This window comes from Amycolatopsis sp. lyj-23 (assembly GCF_046549135.1).
Classification (GTDB): domain Bacteria; phylum Actinomycetota; class Actinomycetes; order Mycobacteriales; family Pseudonocardiaceae; genus Amycolatopsis.
This window is the reverse complement of the sequence record NZ_JAJPWN010000018.1, coordinates 161,481-179,136: the sequence shown is the minus strand read 5'-3', so window position 1 is coordinate 179,136 and position 17,656 is coordinate 161,481. Positions and strand designations below refer to the sequence as shown.

The following is a 17,656-nucleotide window of genomic DNA, read 5'->3' as shown; positions in this document are numbered from 1 at the left end:
GCCTGCGTGATCGACCACATCAGCATCCCCACCGAGGCCGGTTCCTTCGACGCCATCGCCGCCGGGCCCGAGGACGGGCGGCCCGTGCTGCTGCTGCACGGCTTCCCCGAAGCCGCGACCGAGTGGGAGCACCAGGTCGCCACCCTCGGCGTGCTCGGGTTCCGGGCCGTCGCGCCGGACCAGCGCGGGTACTCGCCCGGCGTGCGACCGGAGGAGGCCGGTGACTACTCGATCGACCACCTGGTCGGGGACGTGATAGCAATCACCGAAGCGCTGGGCTGGCCGAAGTTCGACCTCGTCGGGCACGACTGGGGTGGCGCCGTCGCCTGGTGGACCGCCGACGCGCACCCCGAGCGGCTGCGCAGTCTCACCGTCGTCTCGACGCCGCACCCCGGCGCGCTCGCCGACGCCATGAAGACCGATGAAGACCAGCACTTGCGGACCCGCTACATGACCGAGTGGCGCCAGACCCGCGTCACCGAGCGGCGGATGCTGGAGAACGACGGCCACGCGCTGCGCGAGATGTTCGAGCGGCGCGTGTCGCCGTCGAAGGTCGACGACTACGTCCAGCGGCTGTCCGAGCCGGGTGCCCTCACCGCCGCCCTCAACTGGTACCGGGCCGGACGGCCGGGCGGGAAGATCGGCAAGATCACCGTGCCGACGCTGTACATCTGGAGCACCGAGGACGTCGCGTTCGGCTCCACCGCCGCGCTTGACACCGCCAACCGGGTCACCGGGCCGTACCGGTTCGAAATGCTCGAAGACGTCTCGCACTGGGTGCCCGAGGAGGCCCCCGAAGCCGTCACCACGTTGCTCGTTGAGCACCTCAACGCACGGTGATCGCCCGTCACCCCGCCGGGCGGACCGGCCGTAACCCACCCGCCTCGCGGTACGGCACCCCGTGGGCCGTCGTGTTCACTGGGGACGTGGACACCGCGATCGAACCCGAGACCGAACAGGTCGTCTTCGTCACCGAGGACGGCGTGCCCACCGGCGAGACCGGCCCCAAGCTGGCCAGTCACCACGAACACACCCGGCTGCACCTGGCCTTTTCGTGCTACGTCCTGCGCCGCAGCGACAACGCCCTGCTGATCACCCAGCGCGCCCTGCACAAGAAGGTCTGGCCCGGGGTCTGGACCAATAGCGTCTGCGGCCACCCGGCACCCGGCGAAGCGCTGGAGGACGCCGTCCGGCGCCGCGCGGGCTACGAACTCGGGCTGCCGTCGCTGTCCGGGCTGCACTGCGTGCTGCCGAACTACCGGTACCGGACGCCGCCGTTCCAAGGGATCGTCGAGAACGAGTTCTGCCCGGTGTTCGCCGCCTGGGCCGACGCCGAGCCGGCACCGAACCCGGAAGAGGTCGGCGGCTGGCGCTGGGTGCCATGGGGCGAATACACGGAGTTACTGAACGACACGACGGCTAATGTGAGTTACTGGGCCAAAGACCAGTACGCGCAGCTCAAGGGCATCGAGCCGTTCTCCGGACTCTGACTCCGCGACTCCGCTGAGTCACCACCGCAGTCCCGTTTGAGCGAAATTCACCTTCCTCCCCACCGGCACCTCAAGCGCGGCCGTCCCCACGACGACAACCAAGGAGTGGTCGAGGTCGGGATGGTCGCCGAGGGCGAAGGGACGCCGGGCCGGACGGCCGGACCGCGGCCGCCCGACCTGCTCCGCCTGCACGAGGCCGTCGCCGGCCTCTTCGCCACCCAAGGCGACTGGCGGCGCGCCTACCAGCACCTGCGGTCCGCGCTGGACATCGCGCGTGACGGAAGTCTCCGCGACGCGCTGACGTCGAGCTACAACCGCCGCTACTTCGACGAGCGGTTGTACGGACCGTTCACCGACCGTCCGCCGTTGGGCCTCGCGCTGATCGACCTCGACCGCTTCAAGAGCGTCAACGACACGTACGGTCACCTCGTCGGCGACCGCGTCCTGCGCCGGGTCGCCGATCTCCTCCAGGAAAACCTGCCGCCGGAGGGCTTCTGCGCCCGTTACGGCGGCGAAGAATTCGTGCTGTGGCTGCCGGGAGTCGACGCCGCGCGGGCCGTCCGCGTCGTCGAGGCCGCCCGGCTGCGCGTGGAGCGTCATCCCTGGTCAGAGCTGCATCCGGGACTGCGGGTGACCATCAGCGCCGGCCTGGCGCACGAGCCGGGGACGCCGGCGTCCCCGGAGCGCCAGTTGCGTCGCGCGGACGCCCTCCTTTATGCGGCGAAACGCGCGGGCCGCAACAAGGTGGCCTATCACGACGCGAAAACGACACAGTTAATAACCCACTCTGAGTAACACAAAGGCGGCATTACTCCGTCTGTCGACAAGGGGCATCACCCGTTTGTCGACGCTCACCGGCCGCTCGTCGACTCAAGGTGAAGAAAATTCCGGGAGGGTGTCGTCACGAACGGGGGGTATCCGTACGATAACGAAAACCACCGCGGGAACGATCACCTCCTGCGGGGGAAGACGGCCAAGTCGAAGCCACCCCCTTCGATCGCGCGAAAGGAGACCGAGTGCCGGACGAGCTCGACAGCCCGGGAACCGGTCGCCACTCCGACGGTCCCGCGCGCCCCCGGCCCGGACGGCGCCGGTCGATGGAGGACCAGGGCGGCATCAGCGTCTCCGACGTCGTGGCCAAGACCACCGGCGTCCGGCCTGTGCCGTCCCGCGAGGACCAGCCGGGACGGCGCGCAGCCAGGGACGCCGAACCGGCGCCGCGTGCCTCGAGGCAGGGTGCCGCGGAAGACCAAGTACCCACGGACGCCAACCGTCAATCGCGCACTCCGCGCCCGCGCCAGCCCCGCCGCACGACGGCGGCGGCCCCGCTGCCGGAAGCCCCGACCCAGCGCCGCCCCCCGGTGGCGAACCCGGGCCCGCAGCAGACGTCGGCGGCACCTCAGCCGCCCCGCCGCCTCCGCCGCCCGGCGCCGGAGAACCCCCAGCCCGACCCAGCCCACCGCGCACCCCAGCGCCCGACACCGGACAGCCCGGCGCCCCGCCGCGCCGATGGACCCGCACCCCGCCACACCGCGGAGGGTCCGGCAGGCCGGCGCCCGGCGCCTGCGGGAGAGGCTGGTGCGCCTGTGCGCGCCACGCCGGACAGCCCGGCGCCCCGTCGCACCGCGGAGGGTTCCGCGGGCCGGCGCCCATCGGCACCGGCCGAGGGCGCTGTGCCGGACAGCCCGGCGCCCCGTCGCACCGCAGCTCAGCGACCCGCCGGTGATGGCCCCGCCGTCCGCCGCGCGGCTTCCCCCGCCGAAGCCGCACCGCGCCGCGCCGCCGAAGGGCCCGCCGGACGCCGCACCGCGGTCTCGCCCGACGAAGCCCCCCGCCCCGTCGCAGACGGTCCTGCCGGTCGTCGCGGCGCCGAAGGCCCGGCAGGGCGCCGCGCCGCAACTTCCGCCGAGGAAGCCGCATCCCAGCGCCCGGGACCTGACACTCCCGCGGGTCGCGGCGCTGCCGAAGGGCTCGCCGGCCGCCGCGCCGCAGCCTCACCCGAGGAACCCGCGCGCCCCGCCGCAGACGGCCCCACCGCCCGCCGCGCCGCCGAAGGCCCCGCCGGACGCCGCACCGCAGCCTCACCCGACGAAGCCCCCCGCCCCGTCGCAGACGGCCCCACCGCCCGCCGCGCCGCCGAAAGCCCCACCGGACGCCGCACCACAGCCTCACCCGACGAAGCCCCACGCCCCGCCGCAGACGGCCCCGCCGCCCGCCGCGCCGCCGAAAGCCCGGCCGTCCGCGGCGCCACCGCTGCGCCCCCGCGTGCCGGCGCCGACAGCTCCGCCGCTGTTCCTCCTCGGGCCGCGCTTGATCCGCTCACCATGACCGATGAAATGGAAGCGATCGACGAGGCCACCCAGTACCGGCGCAAGATCGACCACACCCTCGCCCGGTTCTCCGCCGCGCACGACGAGATGGAAGCCGAAGAAGCCAAGCGGCGGGAACGCCGTGAACGCCTCTCGCCCACCTCCCTGATCGAAAGCACCCGCACCGCACTCCAGCGCGTCGTCGCGCCCGCGCAAGAGCCGCAGGCCGAAGAAGCGCTGGTCGAAGCCGAGCCGAGTCCGCTCAAGGACACCAAGCGGCGCTCGGCGCAGTTCGGGCGGGTCGCCGCCGCCGTCGTGGCCGGGCTCGTCTTCCTCGGGATCGGGGGTGCCTGGGGTGCGCAGACCTACTTCGACGCCAAGTTCACCCAGGTCTCCGCGCTCGACGAGAACTCCGCCGACATCCAGGACGCCGACGCGCAGGCCAACGACGAGAACTTCCTCATGGTCGGCTCCGACACGCGGGACGGCGCGTCCGCCGAGGAAGGCGTCGGCACCGCCGACAGCACTCCCGGTGCCCGCAGCGACACCGTGATGGTCGCGCACGTCCCGGCCGACCGGAAGCGGGTCGTCGTCACGTCGTTCCCGCGCGACCTCGAAGTCAACCGCCCGGACTGCCAGAAGTGGGACCCGGCGCAGAACAAGACGACCGACGAGGTCTACAAGGGCGCGAAGTTCGCCAAGCTCAACACCGCCTACGCGGTCGGCGGCCCGGCGTGCGTCACCAAGGTGATCCAGCAGATCACCGGCCTGCGGATCAACCACTTCGTCGGCATCGACTTCAACGGCTTCAAGGAGATGGTCGACGCCGTGCACGGTGTCACCATCCACAACGAGATCCCGATCGACGACGGCATCCTCGGCAAGGTGCTGCTGCAGACCGGCGACGTCACCATCTCCGGCGACCAGGCGCTGAACTTCGTCCGCGCGCGGCACGTCAAGGGCGACCCGACGTCCGACTACGGCCGGATCAAGCGGCAGCAGGAGTTCATCGGAGCGCTGCTGAAGAAGGTCATGTCCTCCGACGTCGTGCTCGACCCCGGCAAGCTCAGCGACTTCATCACCGCCTTCGCGAAGGCGACCTTCGGCGACAACCTCGGCGTCAAGCAGATGATGACGCTGGCGCAGTCGATGAAGGGCCTCGACCCGTCGAAGATCACGTTCCTCACCGTCCCGACGGTCGGTATGGCCAACAACCGCGGCAACGAGGTGCTCGTGCTCAGCAAGACGAAGGCCCTCTTCGACGCGCTGCGCACCAACGAGCCGCTGCCGGACCCGAACGCGCCGGTTCCGGTGAGCGAACAGGCTCCGCCGTCCAGCAGCACGGCCAAGCCGAAGAGCAGCGGCAGCTCGAAGTCGACCACCACCACCCGCAAGAGCACCAGCACGGGCTGATCCGCGACGATCGTTAGTGCGGGTTCACGTGCGGTTCACCCGGCGATGCGGTATTTGGTCCCGGTTGGCCGTAGGGTTGGGCCATGCGTGAGGCTTACCATGTCGAACTCGAACAGCTCGCCGATCACCTGGCCGCCATGTCGGTGCAGGTCGCCGAAGCGATGGAGCGCGCCACGCGGGCACTGCTGGAGGCCGATCTGAGCCTCGCCGAGCAGGTCATCAGCGACGACGCCAAGGTCGACGACGCCCGCGCCCAGTGCGAGGAACAGGCGTACGCCCTGCTGGCCCTGCAGGCGCCGGTGGCGACCGACCTGCGCACGGTGCTCGCGGCGATCCACGCCGCCGAAAGCCTGGAGCGGATGGGCGACCTGGCGCTGCACGTGGCGAAGGCCGCGCGCCGCCGCCACCCCGATCCGGTGCTGCCGGAGGCCGTGCGGCCGTACTTCGCCGAGATGGGCGAGCTCGGCGTCAAGCTGGCCCGCCAGGTCGAGCACGTCATCCACTCCAAGGACATCGAAGCGGCGAAGACGATCGAGTCCGACGACGACCAGGTCGACGACATCCACCGCCACCTGTTCACGGTCCTGATGGACCGCGAGTGGCCGCACGGCGTGGCCGCGGCCGTCGACGTGACGCTGCTGGGCCGCTTCTACGAGCGCTACGCCGACCACGCGGTGTCGGTGGCGAAGCGGATGATCTTCGTGGTCACCGGCAAGATGCCGGGCTACGGTTCCGACGACGACATCTGAGCCGCCCCAGGCAAAAGCCCCCGGTCGACGCCGGGGGCTTTTTCGTTGCTCCACAGAGGACAAACGAAAGGCCTTCCTCGCCGACCCCGAGCGCCGGCGAGAAAGGCCTTCCGCAGCAACGGCAACTCAGCCGAAGCGGCCGGAAATGTAGTCTTCCGTGGCTTTTTCGTCCGGGTTCGAGAAGATCTTCTCCGTGTCGTTCAGCTCCACCAGCCGGCCCGGCTGGCCGACGCCGGCGAGGTTGAAGAACGCCGTCTGGTCGGAAACCCGGGCGGCCTGCTGCATGTTGTGCGTCACGATGACGATCGTGTAGTCCTTCTTCAGCTCGCCGATCAGGTCCTCGATCGCCAGCGTCGAAATCGGGTCCAGGGCCGAGCACGGCTCGTCCATCAGCAGGACGTCCGGCTGGACCGCGATCGCGCGGGCGATGCACAGCCGCTGCTGCTGACCACCCGAAAGGCCGCCACCCGGCTTGTTCAGGCGGTCCTTGACCTCGTTCCACAGGTTCGCGCCGCGCAGGGCGCGCTCGGCGATCTCGTCGAGGGTCTTCTTGCCCTTGGTGCCGCCCAGCTTCAGGCCCGCGACGACGTTGTCCTTGATGGACATCGTCGGGAACGGGTTGGGGCGCTGGAACACCATGCCGATCGTGCGGCGCACCTGGACCGGGTCGACCGCCGACGCGTAGATGTCCTCGCCGTCGAGCAGCACCTGGCCGTCCACGCGGGCGCCGGGGATCACTTCGTGCATGCGGTTGAGCGTGCGCAGCACCGTCGACTTGCCACAGCCCGACGGGCCGATGAACGCGGTGACGTTGCGCGGCGGCACGGACAGGGTGACGCCGTCCACGGCGTGGAACTTGCCGTAGTAGATGTCGACGTCCTTGACATCGATTCGCTTGGCCATCAGGAACAGCTCACTTCTTCTTCGGGGCGACGAGGCGCGCGAACACGGTGGCGAGGAGGTTGATCAGCGCGATGATGAGCACCAGGGTCAGCGCCGCGCCCCAGATCCGGTCGAAGCCGACCGAACCCGGATCCATCGGGTTGCTGACGCGCTCGTTGTTCATCAGCAGCGGCAGCGCGGCCTGTTCGCCGTGGAAGATGTCCCAGTTCGTGTAGGCCGAGTAGCCGACGAGGACCAGCAGCGGCGCGGTTTCGCCCATCACGCGGGCGAGCGCCATCATGACGCCGCCGACGATGCCGGACAACGCCGTCGGGAGCACGATCTTCATGATCGTCTTCCACTTCGGCACGCCCAGCGCGTACGACGCCTCGCGCAGGTCGTCCGGGACGATCCGCAGCATCTCCTCCGACGAGCGGACGACGACCGGGATCATCAGCAGCACCAGCGACAGCGAGACGGCGAACCCGCTGCGCGGCAGGCCGAGCGTCGTGATCCACAGCGCGTAGATGAACAGCGCGGCCACGATCGACGGGACACCGGAGAGGATGTCCACCATGAACGTGGTCGCCCGCGCGAGCTTGCCGCGGCCGTACTCGACGAGGTAGATCGCGACGAGCATGCCGATCGGCACCGCGATGATCGCGCAGACGAGGCCCTGCAGCAGGCTGCCGATGATGGCGTGCAGCACGCCGCCGCCGACCTCGTCGGACAGCACGTCCCCGAAGTCCTCGGTCCACCAGTTGCTGTACGGGATGCGCTTGATGCCGTTCGCGACCACCGTGTAGAGCACCCACACCAGCGGGACGACGGCGACCAGGAACGAGAGCCAGACCAGCGTGGTGGCGAGGCCGTTCTTGACCTTGCGCCCCAGGCTGACCTGCTGGAACGCCGGGGTCGACGCGGGCGCTTCGAGCGAGGTGACGGACATGCTCAGTCCCCCTTCTTGCCGATGACGGACCGCGCGGCGAGGTTCACGACGAAGGTGAGCACGAACAGCACCAGGCCGGCCGCGATGTACGCGCCGGCCGAGACCTCGTTGTTGAACTCGCTGTAGTTGGCGGCGATCTTCGACGCGAAGGTCGCGCCACCGTCGAAGAGGCTCCAGTCGAAGTTCTTGCCCTGCGGGATCAGCAGGATGACGGCCAGCGCGATCGTCTCGCCCAGCGCGCGGCCGAGGCCGAGCATGGACGCGCCGACGTACCCGGCCTTGCCGAACGGCAGCACCGTGGTGCGGATGACCTCCCACCGGGTGGCGCCCAGGGCCAGCGCGCCCTCGATGTGCGGGGTCGGCGTCCGCTCGAACACCTCGCGCGAGAGCGAGGTGATGATCGGCAGGATCATCACGGCCAGCACGATGCCGGCGGTGAAGATCGTGCCGCGCACGCTCGGCGCGACGTTGCCCGGCGCCAGCAGCGGGAACCACGAGAAGGTGTCGTTGACCCACTGGGAGAACGGCTCGATCGCCGGCGCGAAGACCAGGATGCCCCAGAGGCCGAAGATGATCGACGGCACCGCGGCGAGCAGGTCGATGATGTAGGCGAACGGCCGGGCGAGCCGCGGCGGCGCGTACTGCGTCAGGAACAGCGCGATGCCCAGCGAGACCGGCATCGCGATGACCAGCGCCACGAGCGACGTCGCCACGGTCACCTCGAGCAGGTCGAGGATGCCGAACGACATGTTCGCCGGGTCGCTGGTCGTCCAGCCGTGGTTGGTCAGGAAGTTGACCTTGTTGGCCTTCAACGCCGGGATCGCCTGGATGAGCAGGAAGAGCCCGATCAGGCCGATCAGGGCGACGACGAAGATCCCGGCCCCGGTGGTCAGGTTCTGGAAGATGCGGTCACCGGGCCGCACCTTCTTCGCTTTCTCGCCCGCGGGCGGCTGCGGCGCCGCCGGCGGGGCTGCTTGCTCCGAAATCGGGACCTCCGGGGGCGTCGTGGCGGACGACGAACGCCCACCGGGGTCGCCGGTGGGCGTTCGCGTCGAGGATGACTCGCTCATCAGCTACTTCTGACCAGCCTCTATCACTCGTTAGTCAGTCGCAACGCCGGTCAGGAGATCGCCTTGACCGCGGTCAGGACCTTGGTCTGCAGCGACTGCGGGATCGGCACGTAACCCTTGGCGGACAGCGGCTGCTGGCCGTCGGTCGCGGCCACCGTCAGGAACGCCTTGACGGCCTTCGCGACGTCCGGGTTCGCGTACTTCGAGCAGACGATCTCGTAGGTCGTCAGCAGCAGCGGGTAGGCACCCGGGGTGTTGCTGGCGTAGATGCCGTTGAGGTCGAGCGCGAGGTCGTTCGAGCCCTCGTGGAGGAACTTCGCCGCGTCCAGGGACTTGGCCACGTTCGCCGAGTTGAGCTCGACACCGCCGGAGCCGCTGTCGATCAGGGCCGGGGTCAGGCCGTCCTTGGCGAACGCGCCCTCGACGTAGGTGATGCCGCCGTCGGAGGCCTTCACCGCGGTCGCGACGCCGTTGGAGCCCTGCGCACCGTTGCCGACGCCACCGTTGAACTTCTTGCCGGCGCCCTTGGTCCAGTCGGTCTTCGCCGCCGCGCCCAGGTACTTCTGGAAGTTGTCGGTGGTGCCCGACTCGTCGGAGCGGGAGACGACCTGGATGGCCTTGTCCGGCAGGTTCAGGCTCTCGTTGCCCTTGATGCCCTTGATGGCCGGGTCGTTCCACTTGGTGACGGCGCCGCTGAAGATCTTGGCGGTCACCGACGGGGTCAGCACCAGCTTGTCCACGCCGGACAGCTTGTAGGCGACCGCGATCGGGCCGACGACCAGCGGGATGTTCCAGGCGTCGCTGGCGCAGCGGGCCTTGGCGGCCGCGGCGTCGGCGTCCTTGATCGGGGAGTCCGAGCCGCCGAAGTCGATCTGGTTGGCGTTGAACTGCTTGACGCCCGCGCCCGAACCGCTCGGGTTGTAGTTGACCTGCTGGCCGGAGCACTTCTTGCCGTACTGCTGCGTGAAGATGTCGATGGCGTTCTTCTGGGCCGACGAACCTTCGGCGGAGAGCGGGCTCTTGCCACCGCACTCCACGTCGGCGGTGCCGGTCGCAGCGGGCGCCGAAGCCGAGTTCGAGCTGCTGCTGTTGGTCGCCGCGGGGTCGGAACCACAGGCGGCGAGCACGAGGGCGGCGCTCGCGACGATGCCCACCGCGCTCAGGGGCCGCATGATCTTCACTGCTGTTTCCTCCATCAGGAGCTTGACCGGGTCGTCGCGGCTGTGCTGCCGCGCCGGATCCGGACATTAGGCAGCCCTGGTGGACGGTCGCCCCTGTCCAGGTGAACGCAAAGTGAACAAGGCCGCCGGTGTGAGCAGTGCTACTAGCCTGAGAGGCCGCCGTGTCCGGGCCGTGACCTGCGCGTTTGCCGTCCGTGACGACGTGCTCGCAGGGTGTCGACCGTGGTCACCGACCGTACTGGACGTCGGTTTCGTGACGGGTGAACCCGAGCTTGGTGTAGACCGCCAGCGCCGGTGCGTTGTCGCCCTCGACGTACAGGATGATCTGCCGCAGCCCCCGGCTCGCGAGGTACCGCAGGCCGGCGAGCGTGAGCGCCCGCCCGAGCCCGCCACCCTGCGCGGCCGGGTCGACGCCGACGACGTAGACCTCGCCGACGCGCTCGCCGCCGAACCGGCCGGGGGTCGGCTCGTGCACCTTCGTCCAGTGGAAGCCGATGACCTCGCCGCGTTCTTCGGCGAGGAAGAAGCCGTCGGCGTCGAACCACGGCCGGGCCTCGTCGGCGCGGACGTCGTCGGCGGTCATGGCGCCTTGTTCGGGGTGCCAGTCGAAGGCCCGCGCGTTGACCCGCACGACGGCGTCCTCGTCCTGTCCCGGCACGAACGTCCGCAGCGAGACGCCCTCGCGCAGGACCGGCTCCGGCCAGTCCGCGCCTTCGACGTCGACCTGCAGGATCAGCAGCTCGCGCTTGCGCTCCAGGCCGGTCTTCACCGCCAGTTTCCGCGCGGCCGGGTGGTCGCCGTGGGCCCAGACGCGGAACCCGACGGCGGCCCGCTCGTCGAGCGCCTGGAGCAGCTTCGCGCCGTAACCGCGGTCGCGGTGGGCGGGGTGCACGAACAGCTCGGCGACCTGGTGGCCGAAGGAGTCGCCGGTGGTGTCGAGGTGGGCGTAGCCGACGACTTCGCCCTCGATGCACGCGACGAGGTGCTCACCGCCGTCGAACTCGCCGGGCAGCGCGCCTTCGGGCTCGACCTCGGGCCGCCCGTCCGCTTCGCGCACGGCCAGCAGCAGCCGCCGCACGTGCTCCAGCTGCTTCTCGTCCAGTTCCTGGCGCCACTCTCCGGTCACCCTGCGACCGTACCCGCGCGGGGAGGCAACGCGATGGATGTCACCGCGTCCAGGTGAACGTGGGGACGTCAGTGGGCGAGTTCGGGAGTCTCGGCCGGCGCCTCGGCCTGGGCGGGCACGCCCGGCCGCGGGCCGCCGCTCTTGGCCGGCCGCTCGAACTTGTAGCCGACGTTGCGCACGGTGCCGATCATCTGCTCGTGCTCGGGGCCGAGCTTGGCGCGCAGCCGCCGGACGTGCACGTCGACCGTGCGGGTGCCACCGAAGAAGTCGTAGCCCCAGACCTCCTGCAGCAGCTGGGCGCGGGTGAACACCCGGCCCGCGTGCTGCGCGAGGTACTTGAGCAGCTCGAACTCCTTGTAGGTGAGCTCGAGGGTGCGCTTGCGCAGGCGCGCGGTGTAGGTCGCCTCGTCGATGACCAGCTCGCCGACCCGCAGCTCGGCGTCGACCTGCGCGGAACCGCCGTCGCGGGTCGTCACCAGCCGCAGCCGGGCGTCGACCTCGGCCGGGCCGGCGGTGGGCAGCAGGATGTCGTCGGTACGCCATTCGGCGCTCACGGCGACGAGCCCGCCTTCGCCGACGACGGCGATGATCGGGGTGGCCGCCTCGTCCTCGCCCGTGCCCTTGAGCAGGCGGCAGAGGCTCTTCGCCGAGGCCAGGTCGCTGCGGGCGTCGAGGAGGATCACGTCACGGTGGCCCGCGTCGAGCAGGGCCGTCACCTCGGGAGCGCGGACGCGTACGGTGTGCGGCAGCAGGTCCAGCGCGGGAAGCACCGCGGTGGCGTCGGCCTCCGCAGTGAGTACCAGAAGGTCCAGGCTCATCAGCCGCACCGCCCTCTCGAGTCGTCGCCGCACAGCGGCGTTGGTCGGTGCTAAGTGAGAATAGCGGCTGAACGGCCGGGCACCTAACCCTTGCTGGATCGATCACACCTGGAGGAATCCGGGTGTCCCCGACGAACAGGAGTACGGACGCGATGGTGAGCAGGCCCGTGACCCGGGACGACCGACCCGCACCGAGGCCCGACGCGCGACGCCGCGGCCGCCGGGCCCGGCGCTGGGTGATCGCGCTGATCGTCCTGGTGCTGCTGCTGGTCGGCGCCGATTTCGGAGCCGCCGCGTACGCCGAGCACCTGATTTCGCAGAAGGCCCGCACGCAGCTGCAGCTGAACGACGACCCGTCGGTGACGATCCACGGTTTCCCGTTCCTCACGCAGGCGCTGGGCGGTGACTACAGTCACATCAGCGTCGCCGCCGCCGGTGTCCCGGTCGCGGACAAGCTCCAGGACGTCGCCGTGAACGCCGAGCTCGAGGACGTCAAGGCGCCGCTGTCCGACATCACGAACGGCAACACGAAGGCGATCACCATCGGGCAGCTGACCGGCTCGGTCACCATCAAGGCCGCCGACCTCGCCCGCCTCTCGCCGCTGGACAAGATCAAGGAACTGCGGATCGAGCCGTCGACCACCGAGTACGTCCAGAACGGCGACAGCGGGCAGAGCGAGCCGGCGCCGACCACGACGAAGACCACCGAGGGCCAGCCCGACCAGGACGAGTCGAGCACCGGTGTCCGCATTTCGGGACACCTTCAGTTCGCGGGCAAGGATCTGGAAATCTTCTGCTTCGCGATGATCGAGGCCGACGCGGCCAAGGGCACGATCAACTTCCTGCCCAAGCGGCTGCAGTTCGGCAACGACAAGGAGACGACGGTCGTCCCGCAGGCGGTGCAGAAGGTGCTGATGCCGAACTTCAACGCCTCGATCAGCACGAAGGACCTGCCGCTGTCGGTCACCCCGACCGGCGTGCGGGTGCAGAGCGGATCGATCACGATCAAGGGCAAGGCCGCGAACGTGTCCTTCGCGGACCTGAGCAAGTAGGGAGCGGTGCGGTGACGGGAGTGTGGGTGCTCGTGGCGACGCTGGTGGTCGCCGGCGCCGTCGGCGCGCTGCTCAAGGCCCGCAACGGCCGGGTGCGCGACGCCAAGCCGGCGCGCGAGCTGCCCGCGCCCGTCACCGCCGTGCTCGACCCGGCGTCCGCGGTGACGCTGGTCCAGATCTCCACCACCTTCTGCGCGCCCTGCCGGCACGCGAAGGCCGTGCTCGCGCCGCTGGCCGAGCGCACCGACGGCCTGCACCACGTCGAACTCGACGTCACGGACCAGCCGGAGGTCGCGCAGTCGCTGTCCGTGCTGCGGACACCGACCACGATCGCGCTGACGCCGGACGGCCGGGAGCTCCTGCGCGTCGGCGGCGTCCCCAAGGGCCCCGAGCTGCTGGACGCCCTGCGGCCGCATCTCACCACTCGGACGTCCTGACCTGGGCGTTGTCCCAGAAAACGGGAATCGTCCCAAGGTATGAACGTGGTTCCCACTCTGAGGGAGCACTGGGTACCCTCGCACCCGTGACCGGGCTGACCAGCTTCTTCTTGACGCAGCGACGCGCAGTGGACCTCTGCCGCGTCCGCAGCAGCCTGTGTCGCGCTCACCCGACCGGGCGCTGAACGACGTCCGGACACAGCCAGCCCCGATGCCGCTGAAGCGTGCCGTTCGCACGCACTCCCTCTGCTCCAGCTGGAGGAACGAATGCCCGCCGGACCGGCCGTCGACCCGCGTGGCCCGCGGTTCGCCGCCATCCTGACCACGATCGTGCTCGCGGTCGTGCTGGTCACCCAGTGGTGGCCGCTGCTGGCGGTCCAGACCGTCGTCTTCGCCATCGGCGCGTTCGTCGGCCTCAAGCCGGCGCCGTACTCGATCCTCTACCGCGCCCTGGTGGCCCCGCGCCTCGGCCCGACGTCCGAACGCGAGGACGCGGCACCGCTGCGGTTCGCCCAGGCCGTCGGGTTCGTGTTCGCGCTGGTCGGCACGATCGGGTTCGCGCTCGGCGTCACCCCGCTCGGCATCGTCGCGACGGCGTTCGCGCTGTTCGCCGCCTTCCTCAACGCGGCCTTCAACTTCTGCCTCGGCTGCGAGATGTACCTGCTCATCAAGCGCTTCAGCCCCGCCCGCGCGTCCTGAGAAGTTCAACCCCAGAAAGAGAGTCCAAGTCCATGAGCCGTGAAGACGTCCTGGTCACCACCCAGTGGGCCGAGGAGAACCTGGACACCCCCGGCGTCGTGTTCGCCGAGGTCGACGAGGACACCACCGCCTACGACGCCGGCCACATCCGGGGCGCGGTGAAGTTCGACTGGCGGAACGACCTGCAGGACGGGGTGCGCCGCGACTTCGTCTCCAAGGAGGGCTTCGAGAAGCTCCTCTCGGAGAAGGGCATCTCCAACGACGACCTCGTGGTCCTCTACGGCGGCAACAACAACTGGTTCGCCGCGTACGCGTACTGGTACTTCAAGCTCTACGGCCACGAGAACGTCAAGCTCCTCGACGGCGGCCGCAAGAAGTGGGAGCTCGACGGCCGCGAGCTCAACTCCGACGAGGTCAAGCGCGACCGCACCGAGTACCGGGCCCAGGACCAGGACCTGTCGCTGCGCGCGTTCCGCGACGAGGTCGTCCAGTCGATCGGGTCGAAGAACTTCGTCGACGTGCGGTCGCCGGACGAGTTCTCCGGCAAGCTGCTCGCCCCGGCGCACCTGCCGCAGGAGCAGTCCCAGGTCCCCGGCCACATCCCCGGCGCGCTGAACGTGCCGTGGGCGAAGGTCGCCAACGAGGACGGCACCTTCAAGACCGAGGACGAGATCCGCGAGCTCTACAAGGACGAGGGCATCGACGAGGGCAAGGGCACCATCGCCTACTGCCGCATCGGCGAGCGCTCCTCGATCGCGTGGTTCGCGCTCCACGAGCTGCTGGGCTACCAGGACGTGAAGAACTACGACGGTTCGTGGACGGAATACGGCTCGCTCGTCGGCGTGCCGGTCGAGTTGGGAGCCAAGTGATGGCGGTTGACGACAGCTGCGGCGCACCGGTCCAGGAGGCCACGCCGGCGGACTTCGACACGCGCGGGCAGGTCGTGCTCGCCGGCAAGGTGACGGGCGCGAACGGGCCGGTCGGCGGCGCGTTCGTCCGGCTGCTGGACGGCGGCGGCGACTTCACCGGCGAGGTGGTCTCCTCGGCCGACGGCGACTTCCGCTTCTACGCGGCGCCGGGCGAGTGGACGGTCCGCGCCCTGCACCGCACCGGCAACGGCGAAGCCTCGGTCAAGGCCGAGGGCCCGGGCCTGCACCAGCTGGCGATCTCCGTCGCCTGAGTCTCCATCCCGCGAGGGCCTTCCTGCTTCGGCGGGGAGGCCCTCGCGGCGTTTCCGGCCGGGTGACCGTGCTCACCGCAGCGACCCTGCGCAAGGCCTTCCGGGAGCGGGCGGACTATTCTGCCGGTGTGGAAGCACTGTTTACGACCTTGCTGGTCCTCGCCGGCATCGCGATCACCTGGTTCGCCGTGTACGTCGTCTACCGGCTGTACGCGGACCAGCGCTGACCCATGACCGCCAGCGGCGACGAAGCCATCGTGGCAGCGGAAAAGCGTGCGGAGAGCACTCGCGCGCGCAACCTCCCGTTGTGGGACGACCTGCCCATCCCGAACGACACCGCGAACCTGCGTGAGGGCCCGAACCTCAACGACGCCTGCCTCGCGCTGCTGCCGCTCGTCGGCGTCTGGCGCGGTGAGGGCGAGGTCGACTACCCGACCATCGAGGGCCCGTACAAGTTCGCGCAGCAGCTGACGATCTCCCACGACGGCCGCCCGTTCCTGATCCACGAGTCGCGCTCGTGGCTGCTGGACGCCGACGGCAAGGTCATCCGGCCCGCCGCCCGCGAGTCCGGGTTCTGGCGCCCCCAGGCGGACGACACGCTCGAGCTGCTGCTCACGCACAACACCGGCATCGTCGAGCTGTACTACGGCAAGCCGCGCAACCAGACGTCCTGGGAGCTCGGCACGGACGCGGTGATCCGCACGGCCACGGCCAAGGACGTCACCGCGGCCCAGCGCCTGTACGGCCTGATCGAAGGCTCCCTCGGCTACGTCGAGGAGCGGGCGATGGCAGGCCAGGAGATGCAGCCGCACACCTCGGCGCTGCTGCACCGCGTCGTCGGCTGACGCCGTGCGCTGGCGGCGGTGTGGCGAGGACGCCGCCCTGCTCGACTGCGACTCGCTGGAGCAGGTGCGGGCCGCTCACGCCACCGTGCTGGCCGCGCGCCCGACCGGAGTCGTCGACCTCGTGCCGGGCGCGCGCAGCCTGCTCGTCGTCGGCGGGGTGGCGGCCGTCCGCGCCCTGCTCGGAGCCGCCGACCTCACGCACCCGCCCGCGGGCGAGCCCCGCGAAGTCACCCTCGACGTCCGCTACGACGGCGAGGACCTGGCGCTGGTCGCTTCGGACGCCGGGCTTTCCCCGAACGCCGTCGTCGAATTGCACACCGAAGCCGTCTACACCGTGGCGTTCACCGGGTTCGCGCCCGGCTTCGGCTACCTGACCGGACTGCCCGCGCAGCTGCAGCAGCCTCGCCTGGAAACCCCGCGAACCCGCGTCCCGGCCGGTTCGGTCGGGCTCGCCGGCGAATTCACCGGCGTCTACCCGCGCGAATCGCCCGGTGGCTGGCGGCTGCTCGGGCACACGTCGGCGACGCTGTTCGACCCCCACGCCGACCCGCCCGCGCTGTTCGCGCCGGGAGACCGCGTCCGCTTCCGGAGCGTGCGGTGAGGGCGCTGGAGGTGCTCGAGCCCGGGCGGCACGCGCTGGTCGAGGACCTCGGCCGGACCGGTTACGCCCACCTGGGGGTGGCGCCTTCGGGTGCCCTCGACCAGGCGTCGCTGCGGCTGGCCAACCGGCTCGCCGGCAACGCGGAGGGCGCCGCCGGGATCGAGGCCCTGCTCGGCGGCCTCTCCGTGCGGTTCACCGCCGCGGTGACGGCGGCGGTCACCGGCCCGGCGGTCGACGTCCGGCTCGACGGCCGTTCCGCCGGCTCCCACGCGGCCCTGGCCGTGCGCGCCGGGCAGACGTTGACGCTGGGCACGCCGTCGACGGGGCTGCGCTGCTACCTGGCCGTCTCCGGCGGGATCGCGGTGGAGCCGGTCCTGGGCAGCCGCTCCCGGGACGTCCTGTCCGGCATCGGCCCGGAGCCGTTGCGCGCCGGAGACGTCCTGCCGCTGGGCCGCCCCGGCATTCCCGCGGGCGCGGACGTCGTCGTGCCCGCGCGAGCACCGGGCGAGCTCGTGGTGCCCGTGACGCTCGGGCCCCGCGACGACTGGTTCGCCGACCCGGCGGGCGGGCTCGCGGCCGGCTGGACGGTCACGGCCGAGTCGAACCGCGTCGGCCTGCGCCTGGACGGGACGCCGCTGCGCCGGACCGTCGAAGGCGAGCTGCCGAGCGAAGGCGTCGTCACCGGCTCGATCCAGGTGCCGCCGAGCGGGCTGCCGGTGGTGTTCCTCGCCGACCACCCGACGACCGGCGGCTATCCGGTCGCCGCCGTCGTCGGCACGGCCGCGTTGCCCGCCCTCGCGCAGGCTCGGCCGGGTACCCGGATCCGGTTCCGGCCTTCCTGAGCAAGGCGTACCG

Annotated in this window: 19 protein-coding genes; 13 read left to right on the top strand and 6 right to left on the bottom strand. The window is 70.6% G+C overall.

Annotated elements, in window-relative coordinates:
* Positions 1 to 6 precede the first annotated feature (6 nt).
* The 5 genes from ACLJPY_RS37960 (at position 7) to phoU (ending at position 5,961) form a co-directional block, all read left to right on the top strand.
* Entirely contained in the window at positions 7 to 840 is an 834-nt protein-coding gene (locus tag ACLJPY_RS37960; RefSeq protein WP_410595823.1) for an alpha/beta fold hydrolase, read from the top strand.
* 86 nt (positions 841 to 926) lie between these two features.
* Entirely contained in the window at positions 927 to 1,490 is a 564-nt protein-coding gene (idi, locus tag ACLJPY_RS37955) for an isopentenyl-diphosphate Delta-isomerase (RefSeq protein ID WP_410595822.1), read from the top strand.
* 120 nt (positions 1,491 to 1,610) lie between these two features.
* Positions 1,611 to 2,285, top strand: a complete 675-nt coding sequence (locus ACLJPY_RS37950; RefSeq protein WP_410595905.1) for a GGDEF domain-containing protein — start codon at positions 1,611 to 1,613, stop codon at positions 2,283 to 2,285.
* Between the two features lie 1,529 nt (positions 2,286 to 3,814).
* A complete protein-coding gene (locus tag ACLJPY_RS37945) occupies positions 3,815 to 5,212 on the top strand; it encodes an LCP family protein (protein ID WP_410595821.1) in 1,398 nt (465 codons plus the stop codon).
* Between the two features lie 83 nt (positions 5,213 to 5,295).
* Positions 5,296 to 5,961: a phosphate signaling complex protein PhoU gene (phoU, locus tag ACLJPY_RS37940; RefSeq protein WP_410595820.1), complete on the top strand. Its 666-nt coding sequence runs from the start codon at positions 5,296 to 5,298 to the stop codon at positions 5,959 to 5,961.
* A 126-nt stretch (positions 5,962 to 6,087) separates the two neighbouring features.
* Here phoU and pstB read toward each other — a convergent pair whose 3' ends face one another.
* The 6 genes from pstB to ACLJPY_RS37910 form a co-directional block, all read right to left on the bottom strand.
* The gene (gene pstB / locus ACLJPY_RS37935; protein WP_003057001.1) at positions 6,088 to 6,864 is read right to left on the bottom strand and encodes a phosphate ABC transporter ATP-binding protein PstB; all 777 of its coding nucleotides are present in this window, start codon (positions 6,862 to 6,864) and stop codon (positions 6,088 to 6,090) included.
* Positions 6,865 to 6,874: 10 nt separating this feature from the next.
* A complete protein-coding gene (gene pstA, locus ACLJPY_RS37930; RefSeq protein WP_410595819.1) occupies positions 6,875 to 7,792 on the bottom strand; it encodes a phosphate ABC transporter permease PstA in 918 nt (305 codons plus the stop codon).
* Positions 7,793 to 7,794: 2 nt separating this feature from the next.
* Positions 7,795 to 8,715 carry a phosphate ABC transporter permease subunit PstC gene (pstC, locus tag ACLJPY_RS37925; protein WP_410595904.1) on the bottom strand — a complete coding sequence of 307 codons (921 nt, stop codon included), beginning with the start codon at positions 8,713 to 8,715 and terminating at the stop codon, positions 7,795 to 7,797.
* A 197-nt stretch (positions 8,716 to 8,912) separates the two neighbouring features.
* Positions 8,913 to 10,043, bottom strand: a complete 1,131-nt coding sequence (gene pstS, locus ACLJPY_RS37920; RefSeq protein WP_410595818.1) for a phosphate ABC transporter substrate-binding protein PstS — start codon at positions 10,041 to 10,043, stop codon at positions 8,913 to 8,915.
* Positions 10,044 to 10,269: 226 nt separating this feature from the next.
* A complete protein-coding gene (mshD, locus tag ACLJPY_RS37915) occupies positions 10,270 to 11,169 on the bottom strand; it encodes a mycothiol synthase (RefSeq protein WP_410595817.1) in 900 nt (299 codons plus the stop codon).
* Between the two features lie 68 nt (positions 11,170 to 11,237).
* Complete coding sequence (locus ACLJPY_RS37910; protein ID WP_410595816.1) at positions 11,238 to 11,987, bottom strand: winged-helix domain-containing protein; 750 nt, start codon at positions 11,985 to 11,987, stop codon at positions 11,238 to 11,240.
* Between the two features lie 152 nt (positions 11,988 to 12,139).
* Between ACLJPY_RS37910 and ACLJPY_RS37905 the strand changes: the two genes are divergently transcribed.
* From ACLJPY_RS37905 to ACLJPY_RS37870, 8 genes are all read left to right on the top strand, one after another.
* Entirely contained in the window at positions 12,140 to 13,039 is a 900-nt protein-coding gene (locus tag ACLJPY_RS37905) for a DUF2993 domain-containing protein (protein ID WP_410595815.1), read from the top strand.
* 11 nt (positions 13,040 to 13,050) lie between these two features.
* Positions 13,051 to 13,476 carry a TlpA family protein disulfide reductase gene (locus ACLJPY_RS37900; RefSeq protein ID WP_410595814.1) on the top strand — a complete coding sequence of 142 codons (426 nt, stop codon included), beginning with the start codon at positions 13,051 to 13,053 and terminating at the stop codon, positions 13,474 to 13,476.
* A gap of 267 nt (positions 13,477 to 13,743) precedes the next feature.
* Positions 13,744 to 14,175, top strand: a complete 432-nt coding sequence (locus tag ACLJPY_RS37895) for a DUF4395 domain-containing protein (protein ID WP_410595813.1) — start codon at positions 13,744 to 13,746, stop codon at positions 14,173 to 14,175.
* A 32-nt stretch (positions 14,176 to 14,207) separates the two neighbouring features.
* Positions 14,208 to 15,044 (top strand): sulfurtransferase, encoded by an 837-nt coding sequence (locus ACLJPY_RS37890; protein WP_410595812.1) that lies wholly within the window; start codon positions 14,208 to 14,210, stop codon positions 15,042 to 15,044.
* The gene (locus ACLJPY_RS37885; RefSeq protein ID WP_410595811.1) at positions 15,044 to 15,355 is read left to right on the top strand and encodes a DUF1416 domain-containing protein; all 312 of its coding nucleotides are present in this window, start codon (positions 15,044 to 15,046) and stop codon (positions 15,353 to 15,355) included. Before ACLJPY_RS37890 ends, ACLJPY_RS37885 begins: the two co-directional genes overlap by 1 nt.
* Before the next feature lie 230 nt (positions 15,356 to 15,585).
* Positions 15,586 to 16,200, top strand: a complete 615-nt coding sequence (locus ACLJPY_RS37880) for an FABP family protein (protein WP_410595810.1) — start codon at positions 15,586 to 15,588, stop codon at positions 16,198 to 16,200.
* A gap of 4 nt (positions 16,201 to 16,204) precedes the next feature.
* Positions 16,205 to 16,801 carry a 5-oxoprolinase subunit PxpB gene (pxpB, locus tag ACLJPY_RS37875; RefSeq protein ID WP_410595809.1) on the top strand — a complete coding sequence of 199 codons (597 nt, stop codon included), beginning with the start codon at positions 16,205 to 16,207 and terminating at the stop codon, positions 16,799 to 16,801.
* Between the two features lie 11 nt (positions 16,802 to 16,812).
* Complete coding sequence (locus ACLJPY_RS37870; protein WP_410595903.1) at positions 16,813 to 17,643, top strand: biotin-dependent carboxyltransferase family protein; 831 nt, start codon at positions 16,813 to 16,815, stop codon at positions 17,641 to 17,643.
* The last annotated feature ends 13 nt before the right edge of the window (positions 17,644 to 17,656 follow it).

Bases quoted from the DNA above. Each gene is read 5' to 3' on its own strand.
- ACLJPY_RS37890 (WP_410595812.1), top strand. From the start codon at position 14,208: ATGAGCCGTGAAGACGTCCTGGTCACCACCCAGTGGGCCGAGGAGAAC.
- ACLJPY_RS37950 (WP_410595905.1), top strand. From the start codon at position 1,611: ATGGTCGCCGAGGGCGAAGGGACGCCGGGCCGGACGGCCGGACCGCGG.
- pstB (WP_003057001.1), bottom strand. From the start codon at position 6,864: ATGGCCAAGCGAATCGATGTCAAGGACGTCGACATCTACTACGGCAAG.
- ACLJPY_RS37885 (WP_410595811.1), top strand. From the start codon at position 15,044: ATGGCGGTTGACGACAGCTGCGGCGCACCGGTCCAGGAGGCCACGCCG.
- ACLJPY_RS37945 (WP_410595821.1), top strand. From the start codon at position 3,815: ATGACCGATGAAATGGAAGCGATCGACGAGGCCACCCAGTACCGGCGC.
- pstA (WP_410595819.1), bottom strand. From the start codon at position 7,792: ATGTCCGTCACCTCGCTCGAAGCGCCCGCGTCGACCCCGGCGTTCCAG.
- phoU (WP_410595820.1), top strand. From the start codon at position 5,296: ATGCGTGAGGCTTACCATGTCGAACTCGAACAGCTCGCCGATCACCTG.
- ACLJPY_RS37905 (WP_410595815.1), top strand. From the start codon at position 12,140: ATGGTGAGCAGGCCCGTGACCCGGGACGACCGACCCGCACCGAGGCCC.
- ACLJPY_RS37895 (WP_410595813.1), top strand. From the start codon at position 13,744: ATGCCCGCCGGACCGGCCGTCGACCCGCGTGGCCCGCGGTTCGCCGCC.
- ACLJPY_RS37910 (WP_410595816.1), bottom strand. From the start codon at position 11,987: ATGAGCCTGGACCTTCTGGTACTCACTGCGGAGGCCGACGCCACCGCG.
- ACLJPY_RS37880 (WP_410595810.1), top strand. From the start codon at position 15,586: ATGACCGCCAGCGGCGACGAAGCCATCGTGGCAGCGGAAAAGCGTGCG.